This is a genomic window from uncultured Thiohalocapsa sp., assembly GCF_913063425.1.
Lineage (GTDB): Bacteria > Pseudomonadota > Gammaproteobacteria > Chromatiales > Chromatiaceae > Thiohalocapsa.
The window spans coordinates 1-25712 of the sequence record NZ_CAJXYK010000030.1 but is presented as its reverse complement, the minus strand read 5'-3'; the positions used below and the strand labels follow the sequence as shown (position 1 = coordinate 25712).

The window sequence follows — 25712 nt, the reverse complement described above, 5'->3', positions numbered from 1 at the left end:
TTGGTCGAAGGGGGACTTTGCGGTCTATGTGGCAACGTCGCCGGATTCTACGCGGCGTCTGTGCGCCTTTTTTGTGGCCGGGCAAGATAAAGTTCCGGCCAATCTATCGCGACGCACACCGCCCCGCTGGCGCGGGGCCGTGGCAGTTATTGATGAACTTCGCAGTCTAACCGTCATATGGTAAGGGCGGTAAGAGCCCTCGCCATGACTTAATCGACTCGGGAAGGGGTTGCTATTTCGGCTCGACCTGCACAGCTACCGCTTCGGTATAGGCTAAACGCACCTTGTCACCCTCGGCGGGATCGTCCAACCAGTGCGCGAGGTGCGGCGCATCCACCGAGACCTCCCGATACCGTCCGTTCATGTCGCGAAACGCAACGGCCTTCTTGAACTCGTCGACGCCAAGTACCTCGACCGTTTCCCTCACTGTCCGCGCTGCGATACCGGCCGGCATGCCCGCCACAGTACCGGTCGCCGACCCCCGCTCGATGACCCTCCCGCTTCGCTCGACACTTGGGTCGAGTTTCTCGGCCTCTTGCAGCGCGGCACGATAGTACAGGACGTCGACTTGGTCGCCGGGCTCGATCTGGTCGAGGTTCGGCACGTCCGGACTCACGCGGACGATGACGACCCGGTTCTCCGGCCCCTTAAGGGTCAGCAAACGCTCGTCGGCGTCGATGTCTTCAACTGTCGCGGTCAGTTCCATCGACTGCACCTCGCCGACGGGCGGCGGTGCCGGCTGCATTTGCGCGAATGAACAAAGCGTGGTGGCAACACCAAATGAAACGATCAAGGCGTAAATGATGTTCATCGTTGACTCCGTCAATGGTCAGGCAGGGAAATCAGCCCGAGTTTCACCCGGACTTCGGTAACGGTAGTGGGCTATTGCGAAGAAAGCGACACTACTCGTATTCGTCTTATCCTCGGAGCGAAAGATCGCTGAGCAAGCGTCCGAACGCCATAGGTCCACCAGATAAGGCACGGCTGTCATTACTCGCCCTGTTTCTGTAACGTTTTTCTCGCGCGCCGGCCTCACGTGACAGGGGTCGGAACGTGGGAACCGCCGCCATGCGCAGAACATGTATTCAGAACTGATAGACGATTTTGAGCCAAACGTAGTCCCCTCGGAGCCGGTTCTTGGTCTCAGATTCGGGTAGCCAGCGAATCTCCGCGACGAAGTTCTGCTCCCCTAGCGGCCGCAAGTAGCCCAGCACCGGCCCGATGCCGGCGGTGCGCCCCTTGAAGTCGACGAGAATTGGTCGTTGTCCGCTGTCCGCGGTGATCTGTTCCAGCCAGAAGCCCTCGGCTCCAAGACTGAGGAAGCCCTTGCCGAGCGGCAGCAGCTGTTGCACGCTGCCCTCCACGTGCGTCATGATGCCGCTGCGGTAGTCGGTATCCGGGTTCTCGGTATTGAAGGCGATGCCGCCGTGCAGCGCGGCGTTGAGACCATTCTCGGCATTGTTGTACGAGACGCCGACCCAGGGATTGACGGTCCAGTAATTGAGGCCGGGATTGGCGAGCTCGCCGACGTCGTAGTCTCCGGTCGGTGCATAGACGGTGACGGCCGCATTGTATTGGAGCGGTCCACGCTTCCAGCCGAGCATGGCCGGGACCAGGGTCAGATCGCCGAGTCCGGACGCCGAATCCCGCTGTTTGAAGGTGCCAAGGGCGGTCTCGACCTGTCCCTCGACCGTCAGCCACACATGGGGCAGCATGGCACCGACGCTGTAGTCAGCGCCGAGCACCGGTTGCTTGAACGTGTAGAAGCCGCCAAGCAACGCTACGTCGGTGGTCGCCTTTAGGCCCAGTGCATTCAGGCCCGCGATCGGGATCTCCTTGTTCGTGTCCGCATCGCCCTCGTAGTGTAGGTAGATCGGCTCGATCACCCAGCCCGGCTGGGTGGGCGCGAGGTCGATCATCGTCGCGACCGCGCCCGGCAGGTAATGAGTGGTGCCGCCCTCGGCGGCGACAGCGCCCTGGGAGATGAGGGAACAACCGATGATGGCGAGGCCAGCCATCCTGTGCATGAAGCCCGAGTCTCTGGGTGATCTCATGGTTAGCGTTTCCGCCGTTGCTCGAGGAGTGCAGTCGTTCGTTATTTGGGGAACAGGAAGCTCACGCCAGCGAAGACGGACCACTCAGGACCCGCGTCGGGATGAATCACGTTGTTGTAAGCCTTGAGGGTCAAATTCACGGGCTGCTTGCCGAAGCGAGTCAGCTTTCCGATACCGCCACCGACCGGGACGGTCCAGCGATTGTCTCTTGGCTCAGTCCAGTCCGCCGTGATGATGGGGGAGGAGGTCAGGAACCAGCCGTTCGGCAGATTGTAATTGATGAAGTACTGCAACGTGAGCTTGTTGATCTCATCGGCGCGGTCAGAGCCGGCGAAAGACCACAGGTTCTGGGCCAGAACGCCGAACACCCAGTTGCCCGGCATCGCCAGAAGTACCGCGGCGGGTCCCGCGGACCATTTGTCGGGCCCCAGGTCGCTGGTGTTGGTGGGCATCTCCAGGACGGGACCTAGGCCCCAGATGACCTTTCCTGGCTTGGCCGGCGTGAGAAAGCCCTGATACTGAACGTTGGCGAAGCCACTGCGGTTGACGTCGTCGGCTGGAACCGAATCGCCACCCAGCGTCAAACGGCTCAGGTTTGCATCGACCCAAGCACCAGGAACAATGAGCCGGTTGACCAGGTTTACGCCGCCGAGGTTGACCGGAAACACCGGCTTCGCCAGCAGCACGGACGCTGATGACTCACCTGGCAGGCCGCCGTAGTAGGAGAACTCGAAGGGGACGCTGATCAGGTCTCCCACCGGGTTCTGCGACGCCTTGGCGAGATCTTCTGCCAACCCCGAACCCGACCACCCGAGCACGATGGCGGCCGTCATGAGGCAAGCGAATCTGGTCAAATTAATCATCGAGTTGGTCTCTGCATAGTCCAAAAGTTGGTAAGAGGTCGAAAGAAAGAGCGACAGGATGTCCTAAGGTCAGCTGATCCCCTGAAGTATCCAGCCCAGCATCAGCATCTCCACGGCCGCGATCCAGCTACCGCCCACTTGCAGCGCAACGCGGGTCCAGGCGGCCTGCAGCGAAACCGCCAGTGCCCCGGTAAGCAAGGTCAGCACCGCTACGGCTGTGGCAATACCGGCGACGGCAACCAGCGCGCCGTCACTGTCGACCAGGGCGCCGGCGGTCTCCAGGCCATGCACGATGCCGATCAGTACGGCAACCGGGGCCAGGACCCAGGCAGGTAGCCGAACCCCGGCCGCGACCGAGACGCCGAGCAGGATCAGGAGCGCGACCTCGAGCCAGCCCGGCTCGGCGGCGCGCTCAAGCGTGAGGCCGGCGAGCACGGCACCACCCCAGGCGAGCGGCAGCGTGATTGCCGCTGCACGCGCGCTCGCCTTGCCGCCCTGCCCCGCCAGCAGGCCGACCGCGAGCACGGCGAGGCAATCCGAGGGCGACAGCAGCAGGTGCAGCGTGCCGTTGTAGAAGGGACCCAGCCCGGAGTTGACCAGGTGCGCGTGGGCAGCACCCGGCGCGCCCGCGAGCAGTGCAAGCGACGCGATCCAGGCGGTGGTGCGCATCACGCGAGCGCGTTCCACAGGAAGAAGACGCCTCCGGCCATGACCACCCCGCCGGCACCGCGCAGCGCGACACGGCCGGGCTCCCAGCGGTGGATGAAGCCGATGCCGATGCCGGCGGCGTGCAGCAGGCCGGTCGCGATGACGAAGCCGATGCTGTAGAGGATCGCGCTCTGACCCGCGGTCATCTCGGTGCCGTGGGCGTGCCCGTGGAAGACGGCAAAGAAGCCGACCAGCAGCAAAGCGGCAGCAAGCGGTACCCGGATCGCCCCAAGGATCAGCGCGCCGAGGATCACCGCCGACAGCGCGATGGCCACTTCCACGGCGGGCAGCTCGACGCCCGACAGACCGAGCAGGCCGCCGAAGGCCATCATGATCGGAAAGGCCACCGGCAGCAGCCAGATGGCTGGGGCGCTGAGCTGGGCGCCCCAGAGCCCGACCGCGACCATCGCCAGCACGTGGTCGAGCCCTGAGATCGGGTGGCCGAATCCGCTCAAGAAGCCGCCGGCCGCGCCGCCCTCGACATGCGCCAGCGCGATCAGCGGAATAAGCAACAGCCAGGTGGTCAGGACAATCTGCACGGCCATCGACAGTTGGTGACGGCTTGCGTGAATCGGCAAAAGCCTTGGTCTGTCTGTCATCGACGTTACTCCTGAGCCGGATTTCCGGCCACTGACCTGTCTGTGGTTGCGCGGTCCTTGGGCGAGCGCCCAAGTGACTCGTTGGAAATGGCTAAGCGCAGATAGAGGCCGAGCGCATAGGCGGCGAGCGGATCATCTGCCAGGTCCTGCTGGCTCTGTCGGATGGGTTCGAGAAAGTCCCAGCGTCGCCAAGCGATGAGGTCGTGCACCATCGCCGGCGCCATTGAGGGTTCGTGGGCCAGGATGCGCCGGTACAGATCTGCCACCGCGCCGCGCAGCTCGGGGTCGGCCTTGGCGTGGATGGACAACGCCTGAAGCACCGCATCCAACTCGTCGCGGCTGCGTCCCGGTTTGGACGCATACAGGTGCCCGAGCTGCTCGATGCCCGCGACGCCATCGACCGCCACCAAAGCCGTCGCCCAGGCGGTGAGGTTGGTCGTGCTCGCGACCCGAGCCTTGTCCGCGAGTGTTTGGCGGACCCGGATCTGGTCCTGCGGTCGGCCGGACTCGCCGAGCATCAGAATGGCCAAGCTGCGCCACTCCAGGTAGCGCGGATCATCGAGCATTCGGCGCAGGTTCTTGGCATCGATACGCGGGGCAAGCCGACGTATCTCGGCGTAGGGCGCACGGCCAATCTCCAGATAGGCCAACTCGTGCAGGCGTTTGTCGGGGTGGCCGAGCAGTGGTGCGAACCATTCCAGGCGCTCCCGATTCTCGGTTTCATGCGGCCGCCAGCGGCCGACCTGCGCCAGGACCCCGCGCAGGACGCGATCGAACTCAGGCGTCGTGAATCCGAGCGTTGACCAGCTGCCGTCCCGGGCGCTGTGCGTCAGCACCATCGCCCGTTGCGAGTCCGCCGCAAGCATGCGGCGGGCCTGGCTGTGCAGAAAGAGTTCAATCGGTGCGTTGCCTGGCTTGCCGAACAGCGTCTCGATCACCTGATAGTGGAACGGGCGCGACGCGTCCTCACGTGCGAGCACCACGGCATCACTGGCGAGCAACTTGTCGGCAAGGGTTCGCTCCGGCAGGGGAATGCAGATCTGGCAGGCATTGGCCGCACCGGCCCAGAGGAGCGGCAGCAATGCCGGCCAAAGGCATCGGATGGCCGCAATCACAGCATCATCACCGTGCGCTGAAGGGTCCAGTAGGCACCGAGCGTCCCGATCAGGTAGGCCGGCCCGAGCTCGGCCCAGCGCGGCCAGCGGAACTCCAGCACCCGCAAGGCCCGGTGCAGCAGCAGAATCAGGCCGACGAAGGCGAGCTGACCGAGCTCGACGCCGACATTGAACATCAGCAGCGCCAGTGGGATTTCGGCCCGCGGCATACCGACCGTGGAGAGCCCGCTTGCAAAGCCGAAGCCGTGCAGCAGTCCGAAGCCGAAGGCGACGACCCAGGGATGGCGAATGGTGAAGCTGGTCTGCCCGCGCCAGACGCGCACGATCTCCGGCCCCAGGAACAGGATCGACAGCGCAATGGCGGCATTCAGCGGTGGGGCCGGAATGCTGGCATAGCCCAGCGTTGCCAGCGCCAGCGTGATGCTGTGGGCGACGGTGAAGGCGGTGATGGTCTGGACCAGCGCCCGCACGCCGCGCACGATGACCAAGAGCCCCAGCACGAACAGCAGGTGATCGATACCGAGCAGAATGTGATGGAAGCCGAGCGCCAAGTATTCGACGGCGCTCTGGGACCAGGGCCGCTCGCCACGGAGCGTCGCCTGCGGCTTGGTGGGCCGGACCAACTGGGAGGACTCGGTGCCGTCGAGACGTGTGACTCGCACGAAGACGTCGGTGATGGTCTGCTCCAGGCCCGGGAAGCCGATGCTGCTCCCATCCAGCGTCTCGGGCCCGATGCGGACCAGCTGCCGGTGCAGCTCGCTGCTCAGCAGCCGTTGTAGCGTCGGCTCGGCGACCGGCTGCCACGCGGCGGGCAGTTGCAACCGTGCCGGGTGCGGCTGGCCGTAGTAGATCGGCGCCCGCCAGAGGACCTCCCAGGTCTGCTCCGAAGACCCTGCCGTGAGCTGGCGCAGCTCCAGCAGACCGGGCTGCGATTCATGGGCGAGCGCCGGCGCCGGGCCGAGCCCGATCAGCAACAGAGCGCAGGCTAGCCAGAGGACGAGGGGCCGAGAGGCGGATTTCATCGCGCGTCGGCGACCGGGTCTGGTGGCGAATTGGGCGGCGAGCTGGAGGACAGATTCTCCAGCCCCGGGGCGGGCTCCACCGTGATCGCGTAGCGTTGCCGAAGCCGCGCATAGGCCTGCTCCTTCTGCGCCCGGCGCTGTTGATCCTGCCAGTCCCGCAGCACGAGGGGCCGCACCTCGTCGAGCGTCGGGCGCCGGGCCGGCTGCCGACCACCGACCTGCACCAGGTGGGCACCGAGACCGGAGGGGATCGGCCCGAGCCAGCGGCCCTGCTCCAGGTTCAGCAGGGCCTCGGCGAAGGCGTCGCCGAACTGCCGAGCGACCTCCGGCTGACTCAGGCCGTCGAAGGTCTGGCCGAGCAGGCTGACATCACCCAGCGCGGCCGGGTCGGCGCCGCCGCGCAGTTGCTGAAGCAGGCGAGTCGCATCGGCCTCCAGCCGCGGATGTCGATCCGGATTCAGGTAGACCTGTTGGAACGAGACCCGCGCCGGCGCCTGGTAGCGCTCTCCGTGCTCCTGGAGATAGCGCGCCAGCGTCTCGTCGCTCGGCGCGGTCTCGGCGGACAGGTCATCGAGCAGGAATTCGAGCTTCTGCCCCAGGCGATTGCGTACGTAGGGGTCGTCCTGATCCAGGCCCATAGCCAGCGCCTCCCGGTAGAAGACCTCGCCGCGGATGTGCCGCTCGATCAGGCCCGCAAGCTCCTCCTCGGTCGGCGGGCGCATCCAAGTGCGCGAGAACTGGGCTGCGAGCTGCTCGACCTGCGCCGCCGTAACGCGGATCTGGCGGGTGGTTTCCCGGTCTAGTTGCTGCGTCAGACCGAATAGCAGGAACAGCCCGGCACCCAGCACCAGGAAGTGCAGCAGCGGCTCACGCAGCACCGTGCGCACGGCCACTAGCCTGCACCTGCTTTTGAAAGCGGCAGGGGAAACGTCAATCGCCAAGGCGTTTGCGATGTCAGTCGATGTCTTAGAGAACAAGTGCGGCGACACGACTACGGCAACGCAACCGCGACGAAGCGCATCAGGAGGCGCTCGTCGCCAGTGTATAGGGCCAGCTCGTCGGCATCGATCGTGTACCGGTGGGCTTCACGGAGCGCACTGAGGAAGCGTTGCTCCTGCGCCATGCCTTCCGCACAGGCCATCCGGGTTGACGCAAGCTGTTCGAACTGTAGCCGACCCCTATCTCGCTGGTAGCTGCCCGTGAAGCGATTGCACCCCGAAAAGCCGCGCACGCGTCGCTCGCCGGTCGTAAGCACCATTTGTAGTTCTCGCTTACCTGCCCCGAGCTCGGCCCCCTGGCTGCCGAGCTCGACCAGCTTCCAATAGGTGTCCGTCAGACTAACATCGGACATCCCTGAACCCTTACCGTCGTCAGGCCGATTCGAGGGCACCCGCGAGACGCGAATGTCCAAAGGCGTCTCGGGGTCACGGCCGAACGCCGGCGTGCTCTGCGTGTTGACGAACAGCAAGCGCCCGGCGTCCTCGATCCTCACACGCACGACATAGCGACCGCGTTCCTGGAGCTTGTCCGGGTCGTAGGGCAGGCTGAAAGACCAAGGCGGTCCGCCCTTGGGTTCGACGCGCGTGCTGGCAATGACGTCCGCTGGGACATCCATCCGCGCCACATCCTCCAGCAAGACGCGGATCTCGGCGCTCGGCGGCAGCGCAAAGCGATCCCGGTACCAGATGCTCCCGTCAATGGTCTGCGCATTGCTGCTGCCAGGCCCCGCGGCAGGCACAACGCCCGCCAAGGTCACGGTGACCGCCAGAAGCCAACGACGGAATACAGTGCCAGGCCGCAGCACTGTCTCAGTCATCGTCGCTCTCATCGGCCAATGGACTGGGAATTGATCATGCTGCTGACGTCATCCAGCTGCACCGACATACTTTTCTGGCTGGGCGGGAACTCCTGGAAGCTCTGTACGAACTGCGCCATCTTCGGCCCGACCTGACCCAAAATCCAACTGCGATTCTCGGCCCATTCATCGTAGCCGCGAGCCTCGTGGAAACGTTCGAACGGGTCGAGCTTCAGGTTGGTGATGATCGGCGTGGACAACGACAGCTGCGGCGCGCGGAACCATTTCTCCTGATCCACGAATAGCAGTTTCCAGTCCCCGTAGCGCAGCCCGTGGAACTTGGTTTCCGTGAAGTAGTAGAACTCCTTGCGCTTGGACTTGCCTTGGTTCAGGAGCAGGTCGCTCTGGTCGTAGCCGTCCAGGTGAACCTTGTACTCACGCCCGCCGATCGTCTTGCCGGTGAGTAGCTCCTCCTTGATGTTCTTCTCCCCGACCCATGACATCAGGGTCGGCAACCAGTCCTCCATGGTCATGAACTCGCCCGTCGTGGTGCCGGCAGGAATCTTGCCCGGCCAGCGCACGAGCATCGGCACGCGGAAACCGCCTTCCCAGCCGCCGACGCCCTTCTCGCCGTGGAACGGCTGGTTGCCGCCGTCGGGCCAGCTGTTGGAGGCCGCGCCGTTGTCAGTGGAGAACATGACGATGGTGCTGTCGGCGACGCCAAGCTCGTCGAGCAGCGCGAGCAGCTCGCCGACGTCGTCGTCGAGCTCCATCATGCCATCGGCGTAGAGGCCGTAGCCGCTCTTGCCGTCGTACTCCTCATTGAGGTTGGTGCGGTAGTGCATGCGGGTGGTGTTGTGCCAGACGAAGAAGGGCGTTCCGGCCTTGACCGCATCGGTGATGAAGCGCTTCGACTCCACCAGCACCTCTTGGTCGAGGTTGCGCTGGCGCTCCCGGCCCCAGGGCCCGTGATCCTCGATCTGCTGAGAGCCGTCGGCCAGCGCCTTCGAGTGGATCACGCCCCGCTGCTTGAGCTTGAGGTTCTTCTGCACCTCTTCGTCCTTGGGGAAGTCGTACTGCTCGGGATACTCGCCGGCGTTCAGGTGGTAGAGGATGCCGTAGAACTCGTCGAAGCCGTGGTTGGTCGGCAGGTGCTCGTCGCGGTCGCCGAGGTGATTCTTGCCGAACTGTCCGGTCGCATAACCCTGCGCCTTGAGCATGCTCGCCAGCGTCGGGTCGCTTTCCTGAATGCCCTCCTTCGCGCCCGGAAGGCCGACCGTGCTCAGCCCCGTGCGCAGCGGGTATTGGCCGGTGATGAAGGCGGCGCGTCCGGCGGTGCAAGACGCCTGCGCATAGTGATCCATGAAGATCATGCCGTCGTTGGCGATGCGGTCGATGTTGGGCGTCGTGCCACCCATCATGCCGCGATGGTAGGCGCTGATGTTCCACATGCCGACATCGTCGCCCCAAATGATCAGGATGTTCGGCTTGTCGGGCTGAGCGCTGGCAGGTACGCCCAAGCACAGGCCGGCCAACAGCAGCGCAGCAATACTCAGGCCTTTCGCGAAGCACGGCTGAACCATTCGTTAGTACCTTTTTGGACGGATAGAGAAAAGTTGCGCCGAAATCCACGGGCAGCTTCGAAGCGTCGCGTCATTGCCCTTCATCGAACGCAATGCACACCAGAGGATGTGCCGCAGAAGATAGCCTGAGTGTGGTACTGGTCGTTATCCAGTTTCCGCACAAAGCCGCAGACCATGCGCAAACCGTAGAAGGACACGCCGCCAGCGCAACGGCGAGTCAGAGCAGGCGAGACGCAGTTCGCTCGCCGCCCTAATAGACAGACATCGCCTGGGTCAATTCGTGGGCGTCCCGGAGCATCGCGAAGCCGTATAAGCCGGCCTCCGATGCTCAGGCATGGCTGCTCCAGATCGAATTTCGCGCGGTTACTTGATATCCAGCTTCTTGAACCGCGAGCCTTCCCAGGTCGCATCCGCAATCAGGCCTTTGGAGCCGAAGATAAACGAGACGATGTCCTTCTTGAGGTTGGTGGTGTCCAGATCACCGCCGGCACCGATCTTCGCCACGGCCACCGAGGCATCGACACCGATCTCCCACTCCCGTTTGTCCTTCGTGAACTTGGCCAGCGCCGTGTCGGTGTTGAGCGCCAGGATCATCGAGTGCGACTCCACCCCAACGATGAAACCGCCTTTGAGCGCGATCAAGCCGTAATAGAGGGGCTCCGGTGCCCCGGAGGTCAGGACACACTTGCCGCCCTCCGCGCCAACGCCAAAGCCACCTTTGCGGATCTTGGGACATACCAGAACGCCCTTGGCATCGGCGAGCACTTCCTTGGCGCCTTGGGTTTCCGCGAGGAATTGCGAGACGGTCGCCTTCGCCTCGGCCTCTAGCTCGGCCGCCTTCTCTGCCGAGATGTCCGTCAGGTCCGCAAAGGCCTGCCCGGACAGCATCAGACCGAAGGTTAAGGCCGCCCCCATTAGGCCGGCATTGATCACTCGATTGAACATAGGTCTCTCTCCTCAGTGGTTGCGGTAGGTACAAGGCATCGACGACCCCCACCGGTCGGTCGCTCGATGCATGACGAAGCCATTCATTCGCTTCAAAAAGCGCCTGGGTGACGCATTGTGTGACACGTTCTGGCTCACAGTTGATTCTCGACTGGGAGAATGCCGATAAAGCCAGCCTTGAATCGCTGCCATCCGGTGCTCTCTGGGTCGGTGTCGAAGCGCACCTCCTGACCGTCAACTTCGGTCACCCACTGGAGGTCGCCATCCTCGTCGACGAGGACGCGGTAACTGTTCTCGGGGAGCACGCCTTCGTCCATCCAGGCGATGACTTGACGGGCAAGCTCCGGACTCTCCACATAGAGCCCGGGTGTAGGGGCGGTCCATCAGGGCGCTGACGGGTAGTGCCCACTTGCCGTTCCAGAACCGGTCGAAGACCTCGGAGACCTCCCGCACCACGGGGCCGCCGGCGGCGATATCCAGGTCCCGGTAGCTTGTGTCGGTCGCAACGCCAAAGTAGTGATTGCCGATGTTGCGCCCGCCGACGATCGCCACGGCGTTGTCCATTACCATCACTTTGTTGTGCATGCGGTGATTGACGCGATTGAAATAGGCGATGAAATCAAGCGCGCGCGCAGAGGGATTTGCGAAGGGGTTGAACAGGCGAATCTCGATGTTCGGATGGGCATCCAGCGCGGCCACCACCGTGTCGCGCCCCTCGATATTGATGTCGTCGAGCAGAATCCGCACGCGCACGCCGCGGTCGGCGGCCTGCACCAGGCGCTCGGCGAGGATGCGTCCCGTCGCGTCCGGCTCCCAGATGTAGTACTGCAGGTCCAGGCTCTTCTCGGCAAGCTCGGCAAGGGCTACCCGTACCGTGAAGGCCGGACGCCCATCGCGAAGGATCGCGAAGCCCGACTCGCCTGGGTAACGTGCGGCGGCCTTGGCGACATAAGCGCCGATCGTGGTGTTCTGATGATCCTGGAAGGCTGCCGATTGGCTCCGCGGATAGTCCTTCGGCACGCTCGCGCAGCCCGCGGAGAAAAGGACGGTCGAGACCGGGCTGACACCTATCCAGCGGAGCTGCGCACTCATCAGGTGGCGAGTCCAAGACGCATCGCTATCAGGCTGTCGAGCGCACATTCATTTAGCCAACCACGGTTGTTGGTGAGGACATCGTTGGAAGGATCCCTGGGCGCAGGAGCAGATCCCGACCCTGGCGTACGGGGCTGCCGGGGACCAGACTTATTGCAGCGGCTTGCGCAGTAACGGCGCGCAGCGTCATCCATCAGCCGTTGCTGATCGCCCCTTGGGCTGCAGCCGTACTTTTCGCCTTGGGCGTATACCAGATGGGACTCGTGTAAGCGCGGTCGGTGACCTCCATGGCCGCGCCCTCGGGCATGTCGATGCCGAAGAACTTTGCGTCGTAAGCCGTCCAGCGCGGCGTGGGGATCTCGATCACGCGGACGTAGTAGAAGGCCGAGCGGGTGGGATCGAAGTCCGGGTCCTTCCAGTACGCAGAAAGGACGGCCGCCCCGATGTCGTTGGTATAGGTCGCATTGGCCAGATCAACGGTGTTGCCCACCGGCTCCTTGCAACGGCCGTCGGCGCCGATGCTTCGGTCTCCCGAAACGGCCACGTCATAGATCCGCTCGCGCGTCTTGCCGTCGGCATTGAGCCATCCCTTGATGATCTGAATACGATCGAGATTGGCGCCGTCGGGGTCTCGCAGGGCGCGGACCATGAACCTGGGCGCTGCACCCTCGGGGCCGGGACGCAGATCGCCGCCCATAGGTACGCCGCGGGCGTAGCCCTGTCGGGCGAAGTCGGGTCGCTGAACCTCCGACTCCTCAAAGTCCCAGCCGGCGAAGACACGCACCCGGAGCCGGCTGCCTGTGGTCGCGAAGACCTCACGTCTGGCAAAGGCGTCCCAGATCGCCTCGCGCGTGTTCTCGGGCGCCCACACGGCAGCGAGACCCGAGGCGCCCAGGTCCACATCGCGGATCGAATATGCGGGGTCGACCGCGCTTTCGATGAAATAGCCGTCACGGCGGTGCGGGGAGGGCTCGACGAAGTGGATCTTGCCGAACCAGTTCTCCTCGCGCGTCCAGGGGATCGCGTTGTGGCTGTCGGTCGAGCCGATCATGCCGAATTTGAACGGGTTGACGCCGAGACGGGCCTCCTCGGCCAGCCCCAGCTTCAGCGCCTCGCGGGCATACTCGGTCTTGATCATCTCCGGTGTCTTGGCGACGGTGCCGGTGAGGTTCGACTTGTCCATCAGCTCGAAGTCGGCGAACTCATCGTCGAGCGACAGCAGCGGGTGGGCCTCGCCGGTGCCCTTCGGCTGGGTGACTTCGACGACGCGCTCGAAGCGTTGGCGCCGCTCTGCGTAGTCCTTGTCGAAGGGTTCCCCGTCGAAGGTCTCGAGCATGAACATCATGCCGTTCGACAGGTTGCCGTTATGGGGGATGGCGAACACTCTTCCGCCGGTCTTGTCCTCGTAGGCCTTGAGGTAGGCCCAGAGGTCCTCCGGGTCATCGCTGTCGAAGGCCGAGAACGGCACGACCTGCCGGGCGCGCTCCCCGCCGTCGCGGAAGATGACGTTACGGTGGAGGTTGTTGCTGCCGGGGCCGGACGTCCACTCGTAGCCGATGAAGGTGGTGAAGACGCCCGGCTCGTTGTATTTCTCCGCGTTCTCGATCACGCGCTCCCAAACCCGGGACCTCATCTCGGGGCTGTCGATAGGGTCCTGCCCCTTGGCGTTGAACGCGCTCCACTCGTAGGCCGCCTTGATGCCCTCTCCCTTCCTGAAATACTCGAGCCACTTCCGTCCGTTCTCGCTCTGCTCGAGGATTGGATCGGCGCGGTCGAGGTAGTCGTAGATCCCGATGTTCTCCGCGTGGTCGGCCACGACCAGGAAATCCAGCGGGCGGACCAGCTTGAAAGGCAGCCCAGTCTGGCTCGTGACCGTCTCGCCACGCGAGACGCGGTAGGCGAATTCCGGTCCCAGCGTGGCTCCGGCTAGCCCCGCGTCCGCGGACCATGAGGTATGCAGGTGCGTATCGCCGAAGTAGACATTCTGCGGGAAGTGCTCATCGACGTAGGGCGAATACTTCCTGCCCCTTTCCGCATAGTCGTCTTCGTGCAGCGTGAATTCCTGCGCCAGGCACGGCGAAACCGTGAGGGCGCCGGCAATCGCGATGATCCCGTATGGTCTCATAGCGCTGATCTCTCCGGGGTGGTGCGGTCCAATGCCACCGTCGGCGATGGCCGAATCCTGTCGCTCGCGGCGGCACCGGTCTTGGCCACGGGCGTGTACCAGATTGGCGAGGTGTAGGCGCGCTCCCGCTGAGAAGCGGGTTGGTCCTTGGGACGCTCCACACCGAAGACCTTGGCGTCATAGGTGGTCCAACGCGGCGTAGGGATCTCGAGCACACGGACGTAGTAGAAGGCCCGCTCGGCGGGATCGAAATCCGGATCGACCCAGAAGGCTTCGAGATAGGGGGCGCCGATCGCGTTGGTGTAGGTGGCTTCCTCCACATTGACGGTATCGCCGACCGGCGGGAGCTTGCCATCGGGTCCGGGCTTGCGCTCACCCGACCAGGCGACATCGTAGATCTTCTCCATCGGCTCGCCATCTTGCGTGGTCCAGCCCTTGATGACCTGGATTCGATCCAGATTGGCCCCATCGGGGTCCCGAAGGGCGCGAATCATAAAGGTGGGCACCTTCCCTTCTGGCGCATTCGCGAGATCGCCACCCATCGGCACGCCCTGGGCATAGCCGCGCTCGGCGAAGTCGGAGCGCTCCATGTCCTCTTCGCTGAAGTCGAAGCCGCCGAACACCCGGACGCGCATACGTGTCCCGGTGGTCGCGTATACCTCCTTGCGCTTCATGGCATTCCACAGCGCCTCGCGGGTGTTCTCGCGTGCCCAGACGGCTGCCAGGCCGGCCGCGATCGCGTCCGAGTGGGTCAGGTCGTCGCTCGGGTCGTCCGGGGTGAAGCGCCCGGTGATCGCCTCCTCGAAGCGGATCGGGTCCGCCGTCGGCTCGACCAGGCTGACTTTGCCGAAGAAGTTGTTCTCGGCGGCCGTCGAGAGCCCCGTGTGCGCATCGGTGGAGCCGATGACGCCGAACTTGAACGGGTTGGCTCCGAGCTCGGCGTCGTAGGCGAGCCCGCGCTTCCAGGCCGAGCGCGCATACTCTTTCGGCAGCATATCCGGGGTCTTCGGTTCCGGGCCGAAACTCCCCTTGTCCCAGGTGCCGTAGTCCGCGAACTCGTCGTTGGATGCCAGCAGCGGATGGGCTTCGCCGTCACCTTTGATCTGGGTGATTTCGTAGAGCGGCTCATAATTCATCCGGCGCTTGGCGTAGTCTTCGGTCAGCGCCTTGCCGGACAGCGTCGTGTCGTCGAACATCAGGCCGTTGGAGAGGTTCCCGCCATGCGGGATAGCCAACAGCTTGCCGCCTGTCTTGTCTTCGTAGTCCTGCATCCACGCCCACAGCTTTTCGGGATCATCCGTGTCGTAGGAACTGATCGGGACGACTTGGTCCGCCAGATCCTTGCCGTCGCGATAGATGACGTTGCGGTGCATGTTGGTGCCGTTTGGCTGAGAGGTCCACTCGAAGCCGATGAAGGCCGTGAAAGCACCCGGCTGGTTGTGTCGCTCGGCCGCCTCGGTGACGCGCCGCCACATCGTCTGCCCGAAGGGTGTGCCCGCTAGCGGGTCTTCGCCGCCGTACGTCGCTTCCATCCAGAACTCGTAGGACTTGATCTGTGCCTCGGTGGTCTTCGACGCATAGATCTCAGCGATCTCCCGACCCCAGTTGTTCTCCTTGAGCACCGGGCTGTCCTCCGCCAACGCGACGGCCAGCCCGAGGTTCTCGGCATGGTCCGAGACCACGAGAAAATCGAGCGGCCGCTGCAGGCGCGCCGGGACGCCCTGCGATGACGTTACCTGCTCGCCCTTGGCGAAGCGGTAGGCGTCGTCCGGACCGAGCGTACAGCCGACCATGCCGGCGTCGGCCGAGTAGGCGGTATGCAGGTGGGTATCGCCGAAGAAGACGCGGTTCGGGTAATTTTCTTGCAGATAGGGCGAATACTCGACCCTCTTATCGGTTGGACCGGGTGCGTCTTGGGCGACGACGACGGTCGCGGCAAGCAGACCAAACAAGATGGCAGCAGCCTTGGGAAGGTGTTTCATTGGTGTCTACGCCTCCGGCATCGGTTGATGTGGCTGCTAGACTTCGGCCACAACCTTCTCGATCTCACTGGCAAACATAGCTGACTGCTGTAGTCGGGGTTAGCCAGTTTCCGCACCAAACTAGGCAGCAAATGATGTTCAAGCCGGAACAGAGCGATGCAGCCGAACGCGCGCCCGCCGCTGCCGCAGCGGCAGGGCGCTTCGAGATCGATGATCCCTGTGCGTATGAGTTCGCCTCCGCGCCCTGGGAGATCCTGGCGGAGCCGATCGCTCGTGGGTCGTTCGCGAACCGGAAGGACTTTTTGGTCACCTCGTCTCTGATCATCTACCGAGAGGACTTTAGCGGACCGATCCATGTCAGAGGCATGTCGCCGCAGGGCATGTTGGCCGTGGCGCTGCCGATGCGCGTCGGGGACAAGTCCAGATACTGGGGTACATCGCCGGCAGGCAGTACCCTTCCGGCCACCCTGCCGGGTGGCCTCGACGTGGTCCTGGATGCCGGACAGGAGCAGCTGGTGGTCCTGGTCGCCCTGGAGCTGCTGCGGCGCAGCCTGCCGGACGACGTTGCGGACTCCCTGGAAAAGGGCGCTGTGCTGCGCCAGCTGCCGGTTCTCGGCCACGAGTCCGCCGCCCTCGGCCGTTGGCTCTTGACCGTGATCGATATGGCGAAACGCCAAGGGGACCCGGCTTCTCTCAGCGCTTTTTCGCGGGCCGTTGAGGAGGAGTTTCCCTGGCGGCTGGCACGTGCCTGCCTCGTGGATAGCTCTTGCATATCGCGAAGGGAGGTTCCCGCAAGGCGCCGAGCCCTCGACCGGGCGATGGAGTTTCTGCGCAATGCCGACATTGCATCGGTCGATGTCGGCGATCTGTGTCGGGCGGCGATCGTGTCACCGCGTACGTTGGAATATGGTTTCCGCGAGGAACTAGGGCTCAGTCCCTTGCGGTTTCTGCGACTCCTGCGACTTCACATGGCGCGCCGTGAGCTTGCCGCGGCACAAGGTGGATCCACCACGGTCGCGGACATTGCCGATCGCTTCGGGCTTCTGCACCATAGCCGTTTCGCAGCCGAATACGGCAGTTTATTCGGCGAGAGGCCATCACAGACGTTGTCGCGGCCGCCGCCGCAGGTGGTAAGTCCCCTGCTCCTCGGCAAGAGCTGAGGCAGTAGGAAGTCTTAAGTGGACGGTGAAGCCGAAGCGGTGACCGAAGCGCGCGATCAGGAAGCCGAGACTGCAGTGCACCGCGTACAGCATCGCCAAGACGAGGGCGCAGAGTCACGCCAGCAGGACCCAGATATGCCCGAGAACGAAGACCTGCCCGCCATCGATGCCGGCGCGCTCGGCCAGGGCCAGAAGCCGCGCCTCCAGCGCCTTGTCCTGCCAGGAGCCGACGTCATCGAACAGCGGTCCAATCAGCACCGGCTGCATGAACAGCATCGGGATCAGAAAGGGTACCGCCGCAAGGCTTGTCCACAGCCACCAACGCCTTGAGAAGTGCCGCAGCAGATACGGCACCCAGAGCACCAACACGCCGATGACCATGGTCACCGCCAGTGCCTTCAGCGAGTCGGCGAGCCCCTGTCCGAGGGTTTGGCTCGACAGCCCATAGGCATGCGCACGTACAAAGTCCTGATACCAGTTGAGCGGCAGGTCGATGAGGGAGACGAGTGCCAGATACAGGAGCACGTAGACGGCGATGGTGAAGAACCAGCTTCTGCCGTCGGCCCGCGCCCAATCCCGTGGCCGCGCCGAAAAGCCGGAGAAGAGGATCACCGCCGGGGGGAGTAGGCCCCAGAGCGTCGCGAGGACCCCAAGGACATTCCCGTTACGGTAGTAGGGTAACGTCTCCGCCGAAGGTTCGGGGACAGCGACGGGTGGTTCGTCGGCGCGCTTCAGCTCAGCAGCGGGACCCACGGTCATCGTCAGATCGGGCGTTTCGGCTGCACCGACTCCGACGGAACGCCCAGCCGCCATGATGTTGCCGATCAACACCGGCAGACTGCGGCAGAAGCCCACCGTTGGAAGCGGCTTTCTTTGACAGCAATTCGTCATATACCGTATCGTTGTCTATGCGTAACAAGCCAGCGGGGCGACCGAAGCCGCTGCTTAGGCGCCGAGACAACGTGGCCGCATCGGTTGCGACCTCAAGCCATCCGAGCATCCGGTTGCTCCAGCCCCTGATGACAAGCTGAGTGCAGACGACCGACCTGCTGTTCGTACAGCGCGCGCGATCTGCGCTGTTCCAACAATCGAACTTTGACAAGATCAACCATGCCGAACAACAAGCCAACATCCGAACCCCAATCCGTTGAAGAAATCCAGGCACAACTTGCGCAGCTCGAAGCCGACGAGGCGGCGTTGCGACAGGCATTGCGGGAACAACACGCCGCCGAGTTCGCGGCCTTTATCGGCGAGCTTCGCGAGCAGATCGATGCGCGGGGCTACAGCCTCGACGATGTGGTTGCCTCCTTGGGAAAGGGTCGTCGCGGACGGTCCACCAAAGGCGCTTCGGACGGATACCCGCGGTACGTCGATCCGGAGAACCCGGCACAGACCTACTCACGCGGACCGCTGCCCGCCTGGCTACGGGAGAAAATGGAATCCGCGGGTTATGACCCTGCGGACAGGTCGCAGCGTGACGAGTTCAAGGCGAACTACCTGCGATTGGCGGCCTAAGACGCAACAGAATGCCCCGCGGGGCGGGGCGAATACTCAAGAGGAACGGACATGGAAACCGCGACGGCAACCGGGGTTGCGGCAAAGTCTAGCTCCAGCCGGGGGCGATCGTGGGAACGTCAGTGAGAACAGTGGAGGTAGGCGGGGTGATCACGACCCATCACAGGCGATAGGTTGCCGTCGGCCTACCTGGCTCGTACAGTCCACCTCAGCACCGCCACGGTTGATCTCCCGCCTCTCTGAGGTGGTGCCTCGGGCGGCGAGGTCTCCAGCCCCCCGCCGCCCACCCTTGCACACTGCCGGCGGTGCCTGCGTGCGACCCAGGATAGTCGCCGGCCCACCGATCAACAACGGCAGCAAAGCAGCGGCGCCGTCACTTGTTACCCTGGAGAACCTCCCGGTAAGTGTGCTCGCTGAACATCGAGCTCGAGATCCGAACGGACGGGATCCGCAGCAATTTGTTCAGCACCTCGCTGCCGTGCACGAAGAGGATCTCCGGCTTGACATTGACGTGCGGCATGCCGCGCTGGGCCGCGGCAAGGTTCTCAAACTCGACCATCACCAGATACTCGGCCGGCGCCGTATAGCCCTCCCAGACCTCGGCAGTGCGCTTCAATTTGTTGCCGGAGCTGTCCTTCAGATCCTCCATCATCGACTCGACCGTGGCGTGACCCGACCCCAGGGTGGACATGCCGATGCGTTTCAGGATCTGGTATCCAAGCATCCCGGCCGTCTCCATCAGCATCGCCATGGTCTTGATCTCGCCGGCTTCGAATTCGGCCTCTTTGCCCGGGCGAACAATATGGCTGGCGAGCACCATCACGGCCTCGCCGGAGTCGATTGCATAACCTTCGGTCCCGGCGCCGGATTGGCTGCGTCTCCACATCTGGTTCATTGAGATCAGCTTCGGCAGCGTGCTCTCGACGATGCGGTAGACCGGCTCCTCGGGGCCGTCGAGCAGCACCGAGCCGCACTTGGCGCAGGAGTCGACCACCACGTCCTCGAAAGTCTCATGGAAGTCTTCGTGCGCCTCGACCGAGTCCCAGTAGGTGAATTGATCGATCCAGATGTGCGAGAGATCCGCCCCCATGTCCGAGGCCGCTCCCCAGCGCAAACCCATCGGACAGCTGCCGATCTGGCGCATCAGATTAAAGCCCTTGAACCCCGGGGTCAGAGCCGTGGCCAGACACATCTTCGAGCTGGCTTCCTGCATCAGCCGCATCAGGTTCGGATCGTTCTCCACCAACACCTTATTGATGGCAACATAGAGCAGGGATTCAGGTTCGGCCTCATAGGCGGCCTTCAGATCAATGGTCATGATAACCCCTCTGAGATTGGCTCTGGATTCCGGCGGACGGCGCAACCGCTTGCACAAGTACAGCTCCCCGGCAGTGTTGACATCGGGTCTTCGGCTGCGCGCTCCGCCCGCATCACTGCACCGGCCTTGCGAACCCATTTCCCGCAGCTCAGGATGGGGGCCTCGCCTGCCACCAAACGCTTACCGCCGCCATGCTGTATCGATTCTCCACCATGTCAAAGCAGAATGTTGAAGCCGGCGAGTGAAGCTGCCATCCGTCGCGGTTCAGTCTCGCGGCTTTGCCCCCCGGCAGGGGAGACTGGACAGCGCCGGTCGGATGGACCGACGACAGGCGACCTCAGTGCCGCAGTACGCATTTCTCATAGAGATCGCCGAAGACCCGATCCGGATCGTATTTGGCCTTGAGCCGGCGGTAGGCGTCGCGGTCGAAGACCGACCAAAACTCGTCTTGCGGGTAATAGCTGTCGGAGTAAAGCGACTTGAGGCCGCCCAACTCGCCGACCTTCCGCTCGACGAGCCGGTTGAAATGGCCCGGGGGATGGTGTTCGCGGCTGCGCACGACGTCCCAGAAGCCGAAGTTGACGTAGAGGACGCCGGGGTACAGGGGATAGAGGTCGAAGCGGGCGTTCGGGTCACGAGCCCGCACCGGGCAGGTCCAGATGGGCAGGATGCCGATCTCCCGCAGCAGGAAGGCGAGGAATTCCGGCGCGTGCTCCAGTGGGATGTCCACGTCCTGGATCACCGATTCCGGATGGCGCCCCATGAGGCGGTCCAGCCCCTTCGTCAGGCCCCACTTGCTGTTCAGGCGCATCAGCCTCGTATACGTCCGCGAGCCCAGCCGGCGGCGGCCATAGAGACGGCGGATCAGTGGATGCTGGGCCAACAGATTCTTCGAGCACCAGAACCAGTCCGTGTCCCAACGCCAGATGAAGTCGCGGACGCGGAGATAGTCCTCACCGCGCTCCCGCAGCGAGCGGTAGTAAATGTGCTCGAAGCCGTAGTCGCTGGTGTAAGGCGCATCATCGACGAAGCGGGCGTTGGTCAGCACCAGCTCGCGCGGGCCGAAACAGACGCCGTCGACGAAGTCCGCATCGCCCGCGCATTGTGCTTCCAGGTCGGCGAAGAAGGCAGCGGGATCGGCATGGTGGCGATGCTCCAGCCGCACATAGGGCTTTACGGGGATCGTGCCGGCCTTCACCCGTAGTGCATAGCCCAGGGTGCCGTAGGAGTTTGGAAAGCCGAAGAACAGGTTCCGGTGCGCATTATCCGGCGTGCACAGCACGACGCTGCCGTCGGCGAGGAGCACCTCCAGCTCCAGCAGCGTCTCGTGCACCAGGCCGTAGCGGAACGAGGATGCCTCGATACCGACACCGGCGGCGGCACCGCCGATGGTGATGGTCTTCAGCTGCGGCACGACGGCGGGCATGACGCCGGCGGCGAGCGTGGCGTCGGTCAGGGCCTCGTACGTCGTCATATGCCCTCGCTGTCCACGACGCCGGCGGCCGGCTCCACAGCCAGCACATGCTGGAAGGCACGCACGTCAAGCCGCCGCTTGCCCGTCCGGGCGCGGTCCCGGAACAGGTTCGACGTGCCTTTGCGAAGGCCCACGGGGCCGCCGCCGGCCCGCAGCTGCTCGATGAGCCGGTCCCTTCGCGCCGCGTACTCCGCCGTGCTCACGCCGCCTCCCCCGCGCTGTACAGAAACGCTCGACTCATCGGATAGCCGTCTGCGCTGACATTGCCCTTCGAGAACAAGACCTGGAACAGGCAGGTACTCGAGGCCGGCGAGCGGAACATCTCGGCGCAGGAGATCAGGTAGGTGCGCCAGATGCGCCGGAAGCGCTCGTCGAAGCGCCGAGGATCGATGGCATGGATCTCCGGCCAGCGCCGCTCGAAGCGCTCGGCCCAGACGTCCAGGGTCAGCGCGTAGTGGCGACGCAGATTCTCGACGTCCAGGACCTCCAGTCCGCTCGCCTCCATGGCCGTCAGCGCCTCGGCGAGGCTCGGGATCCAGCCGCCCGGGAAAACATAATCGCGGATGTAGAGCTCGGTGTCCCGGACGCCGACGTGACCGATGAAATGGAGCATGCCGAGACCGCCGGGCTTGAGGAAATCGGCGTGTGCCTGAACGACCTGACGCAGCTGGTCGCGACCGGCGTGCTCGAGGACACCGATCGACACGACCTTATCGTACTGGCGGTCCACCTCACGGAAGTCCGCCTCCCGCAACGAGATCCGGTCGGTCAGGCGGCGCGCCCGGACCATGTCACGGACCGCATCGACCTGCTCTGTCGTCGTGTTGAGACCGGTCGCCCGGGCGGCATAATGCTCCACCGCATGGAACAGGAAACCGCCGAAGCCGCAGCCGATGTCGATCACGGTCTCGTCCGGCTGGAGCCGGATCTTGCGGCAGACGTGCTCGACCTTGTTACGCTGCGCTTCCTCCAGCGTCCGGGTGCCGTCCTTCCAGTAGGCGCAGGTGTACATCATCAGCGGATCATCGAGCCACAGGCGGTAGAAATCCGTGCCGAGGCCGTAGTGAAAGCGGGCATTGGCCTTTGCCCGCGCGATGGTCCGGTTGGAGTGGCGCCACTCATGCCAGTGGTTCCGCAGCCGGATGAGCGGATTCGGCTGCCGGTCGTAGCCGCTCTCCATGCCGATCCGAAACAGCGCGTTGAAGTCCCCGTCCACATCCAATGTGCCGGCGAAGTAGGCGTCCAGCATCCCGACATGCCCGAACAGCAGCGCCCGGCGCTCGGCGCCCCGGTTTCTGAAGCGCAGGATGAACGTGGGCGGCTCGGGACGATTGCGGTACTCAGAGCCATCGGCAAAGACGATCATGAACGCGGCCGAGGCGCGGCGCCCGAGCGCCTCCAGTCGCTGGCGGAGGATCGACGACATGGCGCCCTCTCACGGTCGATGCAGGCCTTCTTAACCCCATTGTAGGCGCCGCGATCGAGTCGGGTCCCGTCTTGCGCCAATCTTGACGCTCAGGGCGGCTAGGAGCTCCGATCCGTCGAGCGAGCCCAGCCGAAGTTTGCCCCATGCCTTGCATTGCCATGCAGCAGAGCTGGATCGTTACCAAGAAGCGAACGCTCGACACATAGCCCCAAGGTTCAAGCGAAACCCTGCAAGACCCAGCCCGCCGTCAGCACGCCGATGGCGGCTATCCAGCTGCCGGCGACTCGCAGGGCGATACGCATCCAGGGGCGCTTGAGCGAGACCGTCAGTGCCGCGACCAGCAGGCCGAGGATGAGCACCGCCGTCCAGCGGCCGGCGAAGGCGGCGGCCCTGCCTTCGGGATCGGCGGCGGCGAGCTCGCCGCCGAGCCCACAGATCATCCCGACCGCCGCAGCGATGGCCGCCAGCACCGGCGCAGGGACCCGCAAGCCGGACGCCACCGCGATACCCGACAGGGTGAGCAACCCGATCTTGAGCGCGTCCAGGGCGGGGATGGCCTCGGGCGCCCCATCACTGACCCAGATCGCGCCGAGCCAGGCAAGGCCCCAGGCGATGGGCAGAATGACCACCGTCCAGCGGGCCGGCGCCTTGCCGCTCTGCCCTGCCAACAACACCACCGAGAGCAGCACCAGCAGGTCCAGCGGCGAAAGCAGCAGGTGCAGCGCGCCATCGTAAAAGGGACCGAGTCCGGAGCTGACGAGGTGGGCCTGTGCGGCGGCCGGTAACAGGAGCAGGGCCACCGCTAGAGGTCCGCAGGATGCGCACCGCCCCTGCCGCCGGGACTGCCCGCCGGGTGCGCATAACCGCCTCCCTGACGGCATCGACGATGGCCAGGTCGTCAAGCCAGCGCCCCCCACAGAAAGTAGAGCCCGCCGGCCAGCACCACCGACCCGGCGGCGCGCAGCAGCACGCGGCCGGTCTCCCAGTGGTGGATCAGCCCGAGCGCGATGCCGGCGGCGTGCAGCAGCCCTGTGGCGATGACGAAACCGATGCTGTATAGCAGCGCGCTGTCGCCATCAGCCATTTCGGTCCCGTGGGCGTGGCCGTGGAAGACCGCGAAGAACGCGACGATCAGGATGGCCAGGCCCAGCGGCAGCCGGGCCTGGCCCAGGATCAGCGCACCCAGCACCACGGCCGAGAGGGCGATGCCCACCTCGATGGCCGGCAGCTCCCAGCCCACGAGCCCGGCGAAGCCGCCGAAGGCCATTAGCAGCGGGAACACCACCGGCAGCAGCCAAATGGCCGGTCGGCCCAGTTGGGCGCCCCAGATACCCACCGCCACCATGGCCAGTATGTGATCCAGACCAGAGATCGGATGGCTGAGGCCGCTCAGGAAGCCGCCGGCGGCACCGGCCTCGACATGGGCCAACGCGGGCAGCGGTAGGAGCAGCATGGCGGCGCATAGGATCGCGAGGCCGGAACAGGCCGGTAGGATGCGGTTTGCGGATGTCGTCATGCGCTCACGGGATCGGTTCATCTCGCGTTTTCCTCTTCAGGTTGAGCGGGCCCTCTGACAGAGGATGGGCCGGCCGTGGTCGCGCGTCGCAAGGCCCGTTGGCCCCGAGCCAGGCGCAGGTAGAGACCGAGGGCATAGCGTGCGAGCGGATCCTCAGCCAGACGGTCACTCACCTGCTGGATGCGCTCGGCAAAGTCCCAGCGCCGCCAGGCCATGAGGTCGTGTACCAGACTCGGCGCCATGCCGGGATGCGCCTTAAGCAGCGCCGAGTAGGCCTCGGCTACCGGGTCGCGCAGATCGGGTTCGGCCGCGGCGTGGAGCGAGAGGGCCTGAACCACCGCGTCCAGCTCCTCGCGACCGCGGCCGGCGTCGGACAGATACAAGGACTGGAGCCGGCGGATACCATCGACGCCGTCGATGGCGACCAGAGCGGTTGCCCAGGCGGCAAGGTCCCGACTGGTGCCGAGGCGTGCCGTTGCTGCCAGGTTGTCGCGCACCCGTTCCCGGTCCGCGGGCCGGCCGGATTCGCCCAGCATCAGGATCGCGAGGCTGCGCCATTCCAGGTAGCGCGGATGATCGAGCATCACCGAGAGCGTCTCCACCGGGATGCGCGGAGCCAGCCGCCGAATCTCCGCATAGGGTGCACGACCGATCTCCAGATAGGCCAACTGATGCAGCCGTTCATCAGGATGGCCGAGCAGCGGCGCGAACCAATCCAGACGCTCTGCGTTGTCCGTCTCGCGCGGTTTCCAGATGTCTCTGCGTGCCAGGATGGCGCGCACGACGCGCTCGTACTCGGGGCGGGTGATCCCGAGCGCGGACCAGCGCCCATCGTTCGGACGCTGCGCCAGCACCATGGCGCGGTTCGGATCGGCGGCAAGGCTGCGGCGGGCGTGGCTGTTCAGGAACAGCTCGATGGGCGCGTCACCCGGACTGCCCGCGAGGACCTCGGTGGGGCGATAATGAAACGGCCGTGCCGGGTCCTCGCGCGCCAGTACCACGGCATTGGCGCCGAGCAACCGATCCGCCAGTGTCGAGGTCGGCAGCGGGATGCAGACCTGGCACGCGCCGGCCGTGCCCGCGACCAGCCCCAGCACGAGCCCAATCCAGCGGATTCCCGCGGCCCTCGTCACAGCATCATCACCGTGCGCTGGATGGTCCAGTAGGCGCCCAGCGTGCCGATCAGATACGCCGGTGCCAGCTCCGCCGGCCGCGGCCAGCGGAATTCCAGCGTGCGGGCGGCCCGATGGCACAGCAGCATCAGCGCCACGAAGGCCAGCTGCCCCAGCTCCACGCCGACGTTGAACATCAGGAGCGCCAGCGGGATCTCGGCGTGGGGCATACCCACCGTGGACAGTCCGCTGGCGAAGCCGAAGCCGTGCAGCAGACCGAAGCCGAAGGCCACCACCCAGGGATGGCG

Annotated in this window: 25 protein-coding genes; 2 read left to right on the top strand and 23 right to left on the bottom strand. The window is 64.7% G+C overall.

From position 1 onward, the window contains the following. Positions 1–232: 232 nt before the first annotated feature. From QZ607_RS15990 to QZ607_RS15925, 14 genes are all read right to left on the bottom strand, one after another. On the bottom strand, positions 233–811 hold the full coding sequence (locus tag QZ607_RS15990; protein WP_295884572.1) for a hypothetical protein: 579 nt from the start codon (positions 809–811) through the stop codon (positions 233–235). A 274-nt stretch (positions 812–1085) separates the two neighbouring features. Then, positions 1086–2018, bottom strand: a complete 933-nt coding sequence (locus tag QZ607_RS15985; protein ID WP_295884571.1) for a transporter — start codon at positions 2016–2018, stop codon at positions 1086–1088. Between the two features lie 77 nt (positions 2019–2095). Continuing rightward, positions 2096–2887: a neuromedin U gene (locus QZ607_RS15980; protein ID WP_295884570.1), complete on the bottom strand. Its 792-nt coding sequence runs from the start codon at positions 2885–2887 to the stop codon at positions 2096–2098. A gap of 99 nt (positions 2888–2986) precedes the next feature. After that, complete coding sequence (locus tag QZ607_RS15975; protein WP_295884668.1) at positions 2987–3586, bottom strand: HupE/UreJ family protein; 600 nt, start codon at positions 3584–3586, stop codon at positions 2987–2989. Then, positions 3586–4224, bottom strand: a complete 639-nt coding sequence (locus QZ607_RS15970) for a HupE/UreJ family protein (protein ID WP_295884568.1) — start codon at positions 4222–4224, stop codon at positions 3586–3588. The genes QZ607_RS15975 and QZ607_RS15970 overlap by 1 nt, the downstream gene beginning before the upstream one ends. Before the next feature lie 5 nt (positions 4225–4229). After that, positions 4230–5339, bottom strand: coding sequence for a hypothetical protein (locus QZ607_RS15965; RefSeq protein ID WP_295884566.1), 1110 nt, complete (start codon positions 5337–5339; stop codon positions 4230–4232). Continuing rightward, complete coding sequence (locus tag QZ607_RS15960; RefSeq protein WP_295884563.1) at positions 5336–6361, bottom strand: HupE/UreJ family protein; 1026 nt, start codon at positions 6359–6361, stop codon at positions 5336–5338. The genes QZ607_RS15965 and QZ607_RS15960 overlap by 4 nt, the downstream gene beginning before the upstream one ends. Further along, a complete protein-coding gene (locus QZ607_RS15955) occupies positions 6358–7254 on the bottom strand; it encodes a peptidyl-prolyl cis-trans isomerase (RefSeq protein ID WP_295884562.1) in 897 nt (298 codons plus the stop codon). Before QZ607_RS15955 ends, QZ607_RS15960 begins: the two co-directional genes overlap by 4 nt. A 98-nt stretch (positions 7255–7352) precedes the next feature. Beyond that, a complete protein-coding gene (locus tag QZ607_RS15950; RefSeq protein WP_295884560.1) occupies positions 7353–8177 on the bottom strand; it encodes an META domain-containing protein in 825 nt (274 codons plus the stop codon). Positions 8178–8185: 8 nt separating this feature from the next. Continuing rightward, on the bottom strand, positions 8186–9739 hold the full coding sequence (locus QZ607_RS15945) for an arylsulfatase (RefSeq protein ID WP_295884558.1): 1554 nt from the start codon (positions 9737–9739) through the stop codon (positions 8186–8188). Between the two features lie 363 nt (positions 9740–10102). Further along, positions 10103–10684: a YSC84-related protein gene (locus tag QZ607_RS15940; protein ID WP_295884556.1), complete on the bottom strand. Its 582-nt coding sequence runs from the start codon at positions 10682–10684 to the stop codon at positions 10103–10105. A 234-nt stretch (positions 10685–10918) separates the two neighbouring features. Further along, the gene (locus QZ607_RS15935) at positions 10919–11776 is read right to left on the bottom strand and encodes a phospholipase D-like domain-containing protein (RefSeq protein ID WP_295884554.1); all 858 of its coding nucleotides are present in this window, start codon (positions 11774–11776) and stop codon (positions 10919–10921) included. A 193-nt stretch (positions 11777–11969) separates the two neighbouring features. Next, the gene (locus QZ607_RS15930; RefSeq protein ID WP_295884553.1) at positions 11970–13901 is read right to left on the bottom strand and encodes a DUF3604 domain-containing protein; all 1932 of its coding nucleotides are present in this window, start codon (positions 13899–13901) and stop codon (positions 11970–11972) included. Next, positions 13898–15883, bottom strand: a complete 1986-nt coding sequence (locus tag QZ607_RS15925) for a DUF3604 domain-containing protein (protein WP_295884551.1) — start codon at positions 15881–15883, stop codon at positions 13898–13900. The genes QZ607_RS15930 and QZ607_RS15925 overlap by 4 nt, the downstream gene beginning before the upstream one ends. A 131-nt stretch (positions 15884–16014) precedes the next feature. On the opposite strand from QZ607_RS15925, the gene QZ607_RS15920 reads away from it, so the two are divergent. Continuing rightward, positions 16015–17043, top strand: a complete 1029-nt coding sequence (locus QZ607_RS15920) for a helix-turn-helix domain-containing protein (RefSeq protein WP_295884548.1) — start codon at positions 16015–16017, stop codon at positions 17041–17043. A gap of 114 nt (positions 17044–17157) precedes the next feature. On the opposite strand, the gene QZ607_RS15915 is transcribed toward QZ607_RS15920, so the two are convergent. Then, positions 17158–17802, bottom strand: a complete 645-nt coding sequence (locus tag QZ607_RS15915; protein WP_295884546.1) for a hypothetical protein — start codon at positions 17800–17802, stop codon at positions 17158–17160. Positions 17803–18153: 351 nt separating this feature from the next. Here QZ607_RS15915 and QZ607_RS15910 point away from each other — a divergent pair, with 351 nt between their 5' ends. Then, the gene (locus QZ607_RS15910; RefSeq protein WP_295884544.1) at positions 18154–18558 is read left to right on the top strand and encodes an H-NS histone family protein; all 405 of its coding nucleotides are present in this window, start codon (positions 18154–18156) and stop codon (positions 18556–18558) included. Positions 18559–18931: 373 nt separating this feature from the next. Here QZ607_RS15910 and QZ607_RS15905 read toward each other — a convergent pair whose 3' ends face one another. The 8 genes from QZ607_RS15905 to QZ607_RS15870 form a co-directional block, all read right to left on the bottom strand. Next, on the bottom strand, positions 18932–19876 hold the full coding sequence (locus QZ607_RS15905) for a sulfur oxygenase reductase family protein (RefSeq protein WP_295884542.1): 945 nt from the start codon (positions 19874–19876) through the stop codon (positions 18932–18934). Between the two features lie 337 nt (positions 19877–20213). Beyond that, the gene (locus tag QZ607_RS15900; protein WP_295884540.1) at positions 20214–21350 is read right to left on the bottom strand and encodes an FAD-binding protein; all 1137 of its coding nucleotides are present in this window, start codon (positions 21348–21350) and stop codon (positions 20214–20216) included. Further along, entirely contained in the window at positions 21347–21553 is a 207-nt protein-coding gene (locus QZ607_RS15895; protein ID WP_295884538.1) for a hypothetical protein, read from the bottom strand. Before QZ607_RS15895 ends, QZ607_RS15900 begins: the two co-directional genes overlap by 4 nt. Continuing rightward, positions 21550–22776 (bottom strand): cyclopropane-fatty-acyl-phospholipid synthase family protein, encoded by a 1227-nt coding sequence (locus tag QZ607_RS15890; protein WP_295884536.1) that lies wholly within the window; start codon positions 22774–22776, stop codon positions 21550–21552. The genes QZ607_RS15895 and QZ607_RS15890 overlap by 4 nt, the downstream gene beginning before the upstream one ends. Positions 22777–22991: 215 nt before the next feature. Then, positions 22992–23576 carry a HupE/UreJ family protein gene (locus tag QZ607_RS15885; protein WP_295884535.1) on the bottom strand — a complete coding sequence of 195 codons (585 nt, stop codon included), beginning with the start codon at positions 23574–23576 and terminating at the stop codon, positions 22992–22994. A gap of 98 nt (positions 23577–23674) precedes the next feature. After that, positions 23675–24292 (bottom strand): HupE/UreJ family protein, encoded by a 618-nt coding sequence (locus QZ607_RS15880; RefSeq protein ID WP_295884534.1) that lies wholly within the window; start codon positions 24290–24292, stop codon positions 23675–23677. Positions 24293–24309: 17 nt separating this feature from the next. Continuing rightward, positions 24310–25389 (bottom strand): hypothetical protein, encoded by a 1080-nt coding sequence (locus QZ607_RS15875; protein ID WP_295884531.1) that lies wholly within the window; start codon positions 25387–25389, stop codon positions 24310–24312. A gap of 32 nt (positions 25390–25421) precedes the next feature. Then, positions 25422–25712 (bottom strand): HupE/UreJ family protein (locus QZ607_RS15870; RefSeq protein WP_295884528.1); only part of this gene is annotated, 291 nt, incomplete at its 5' end.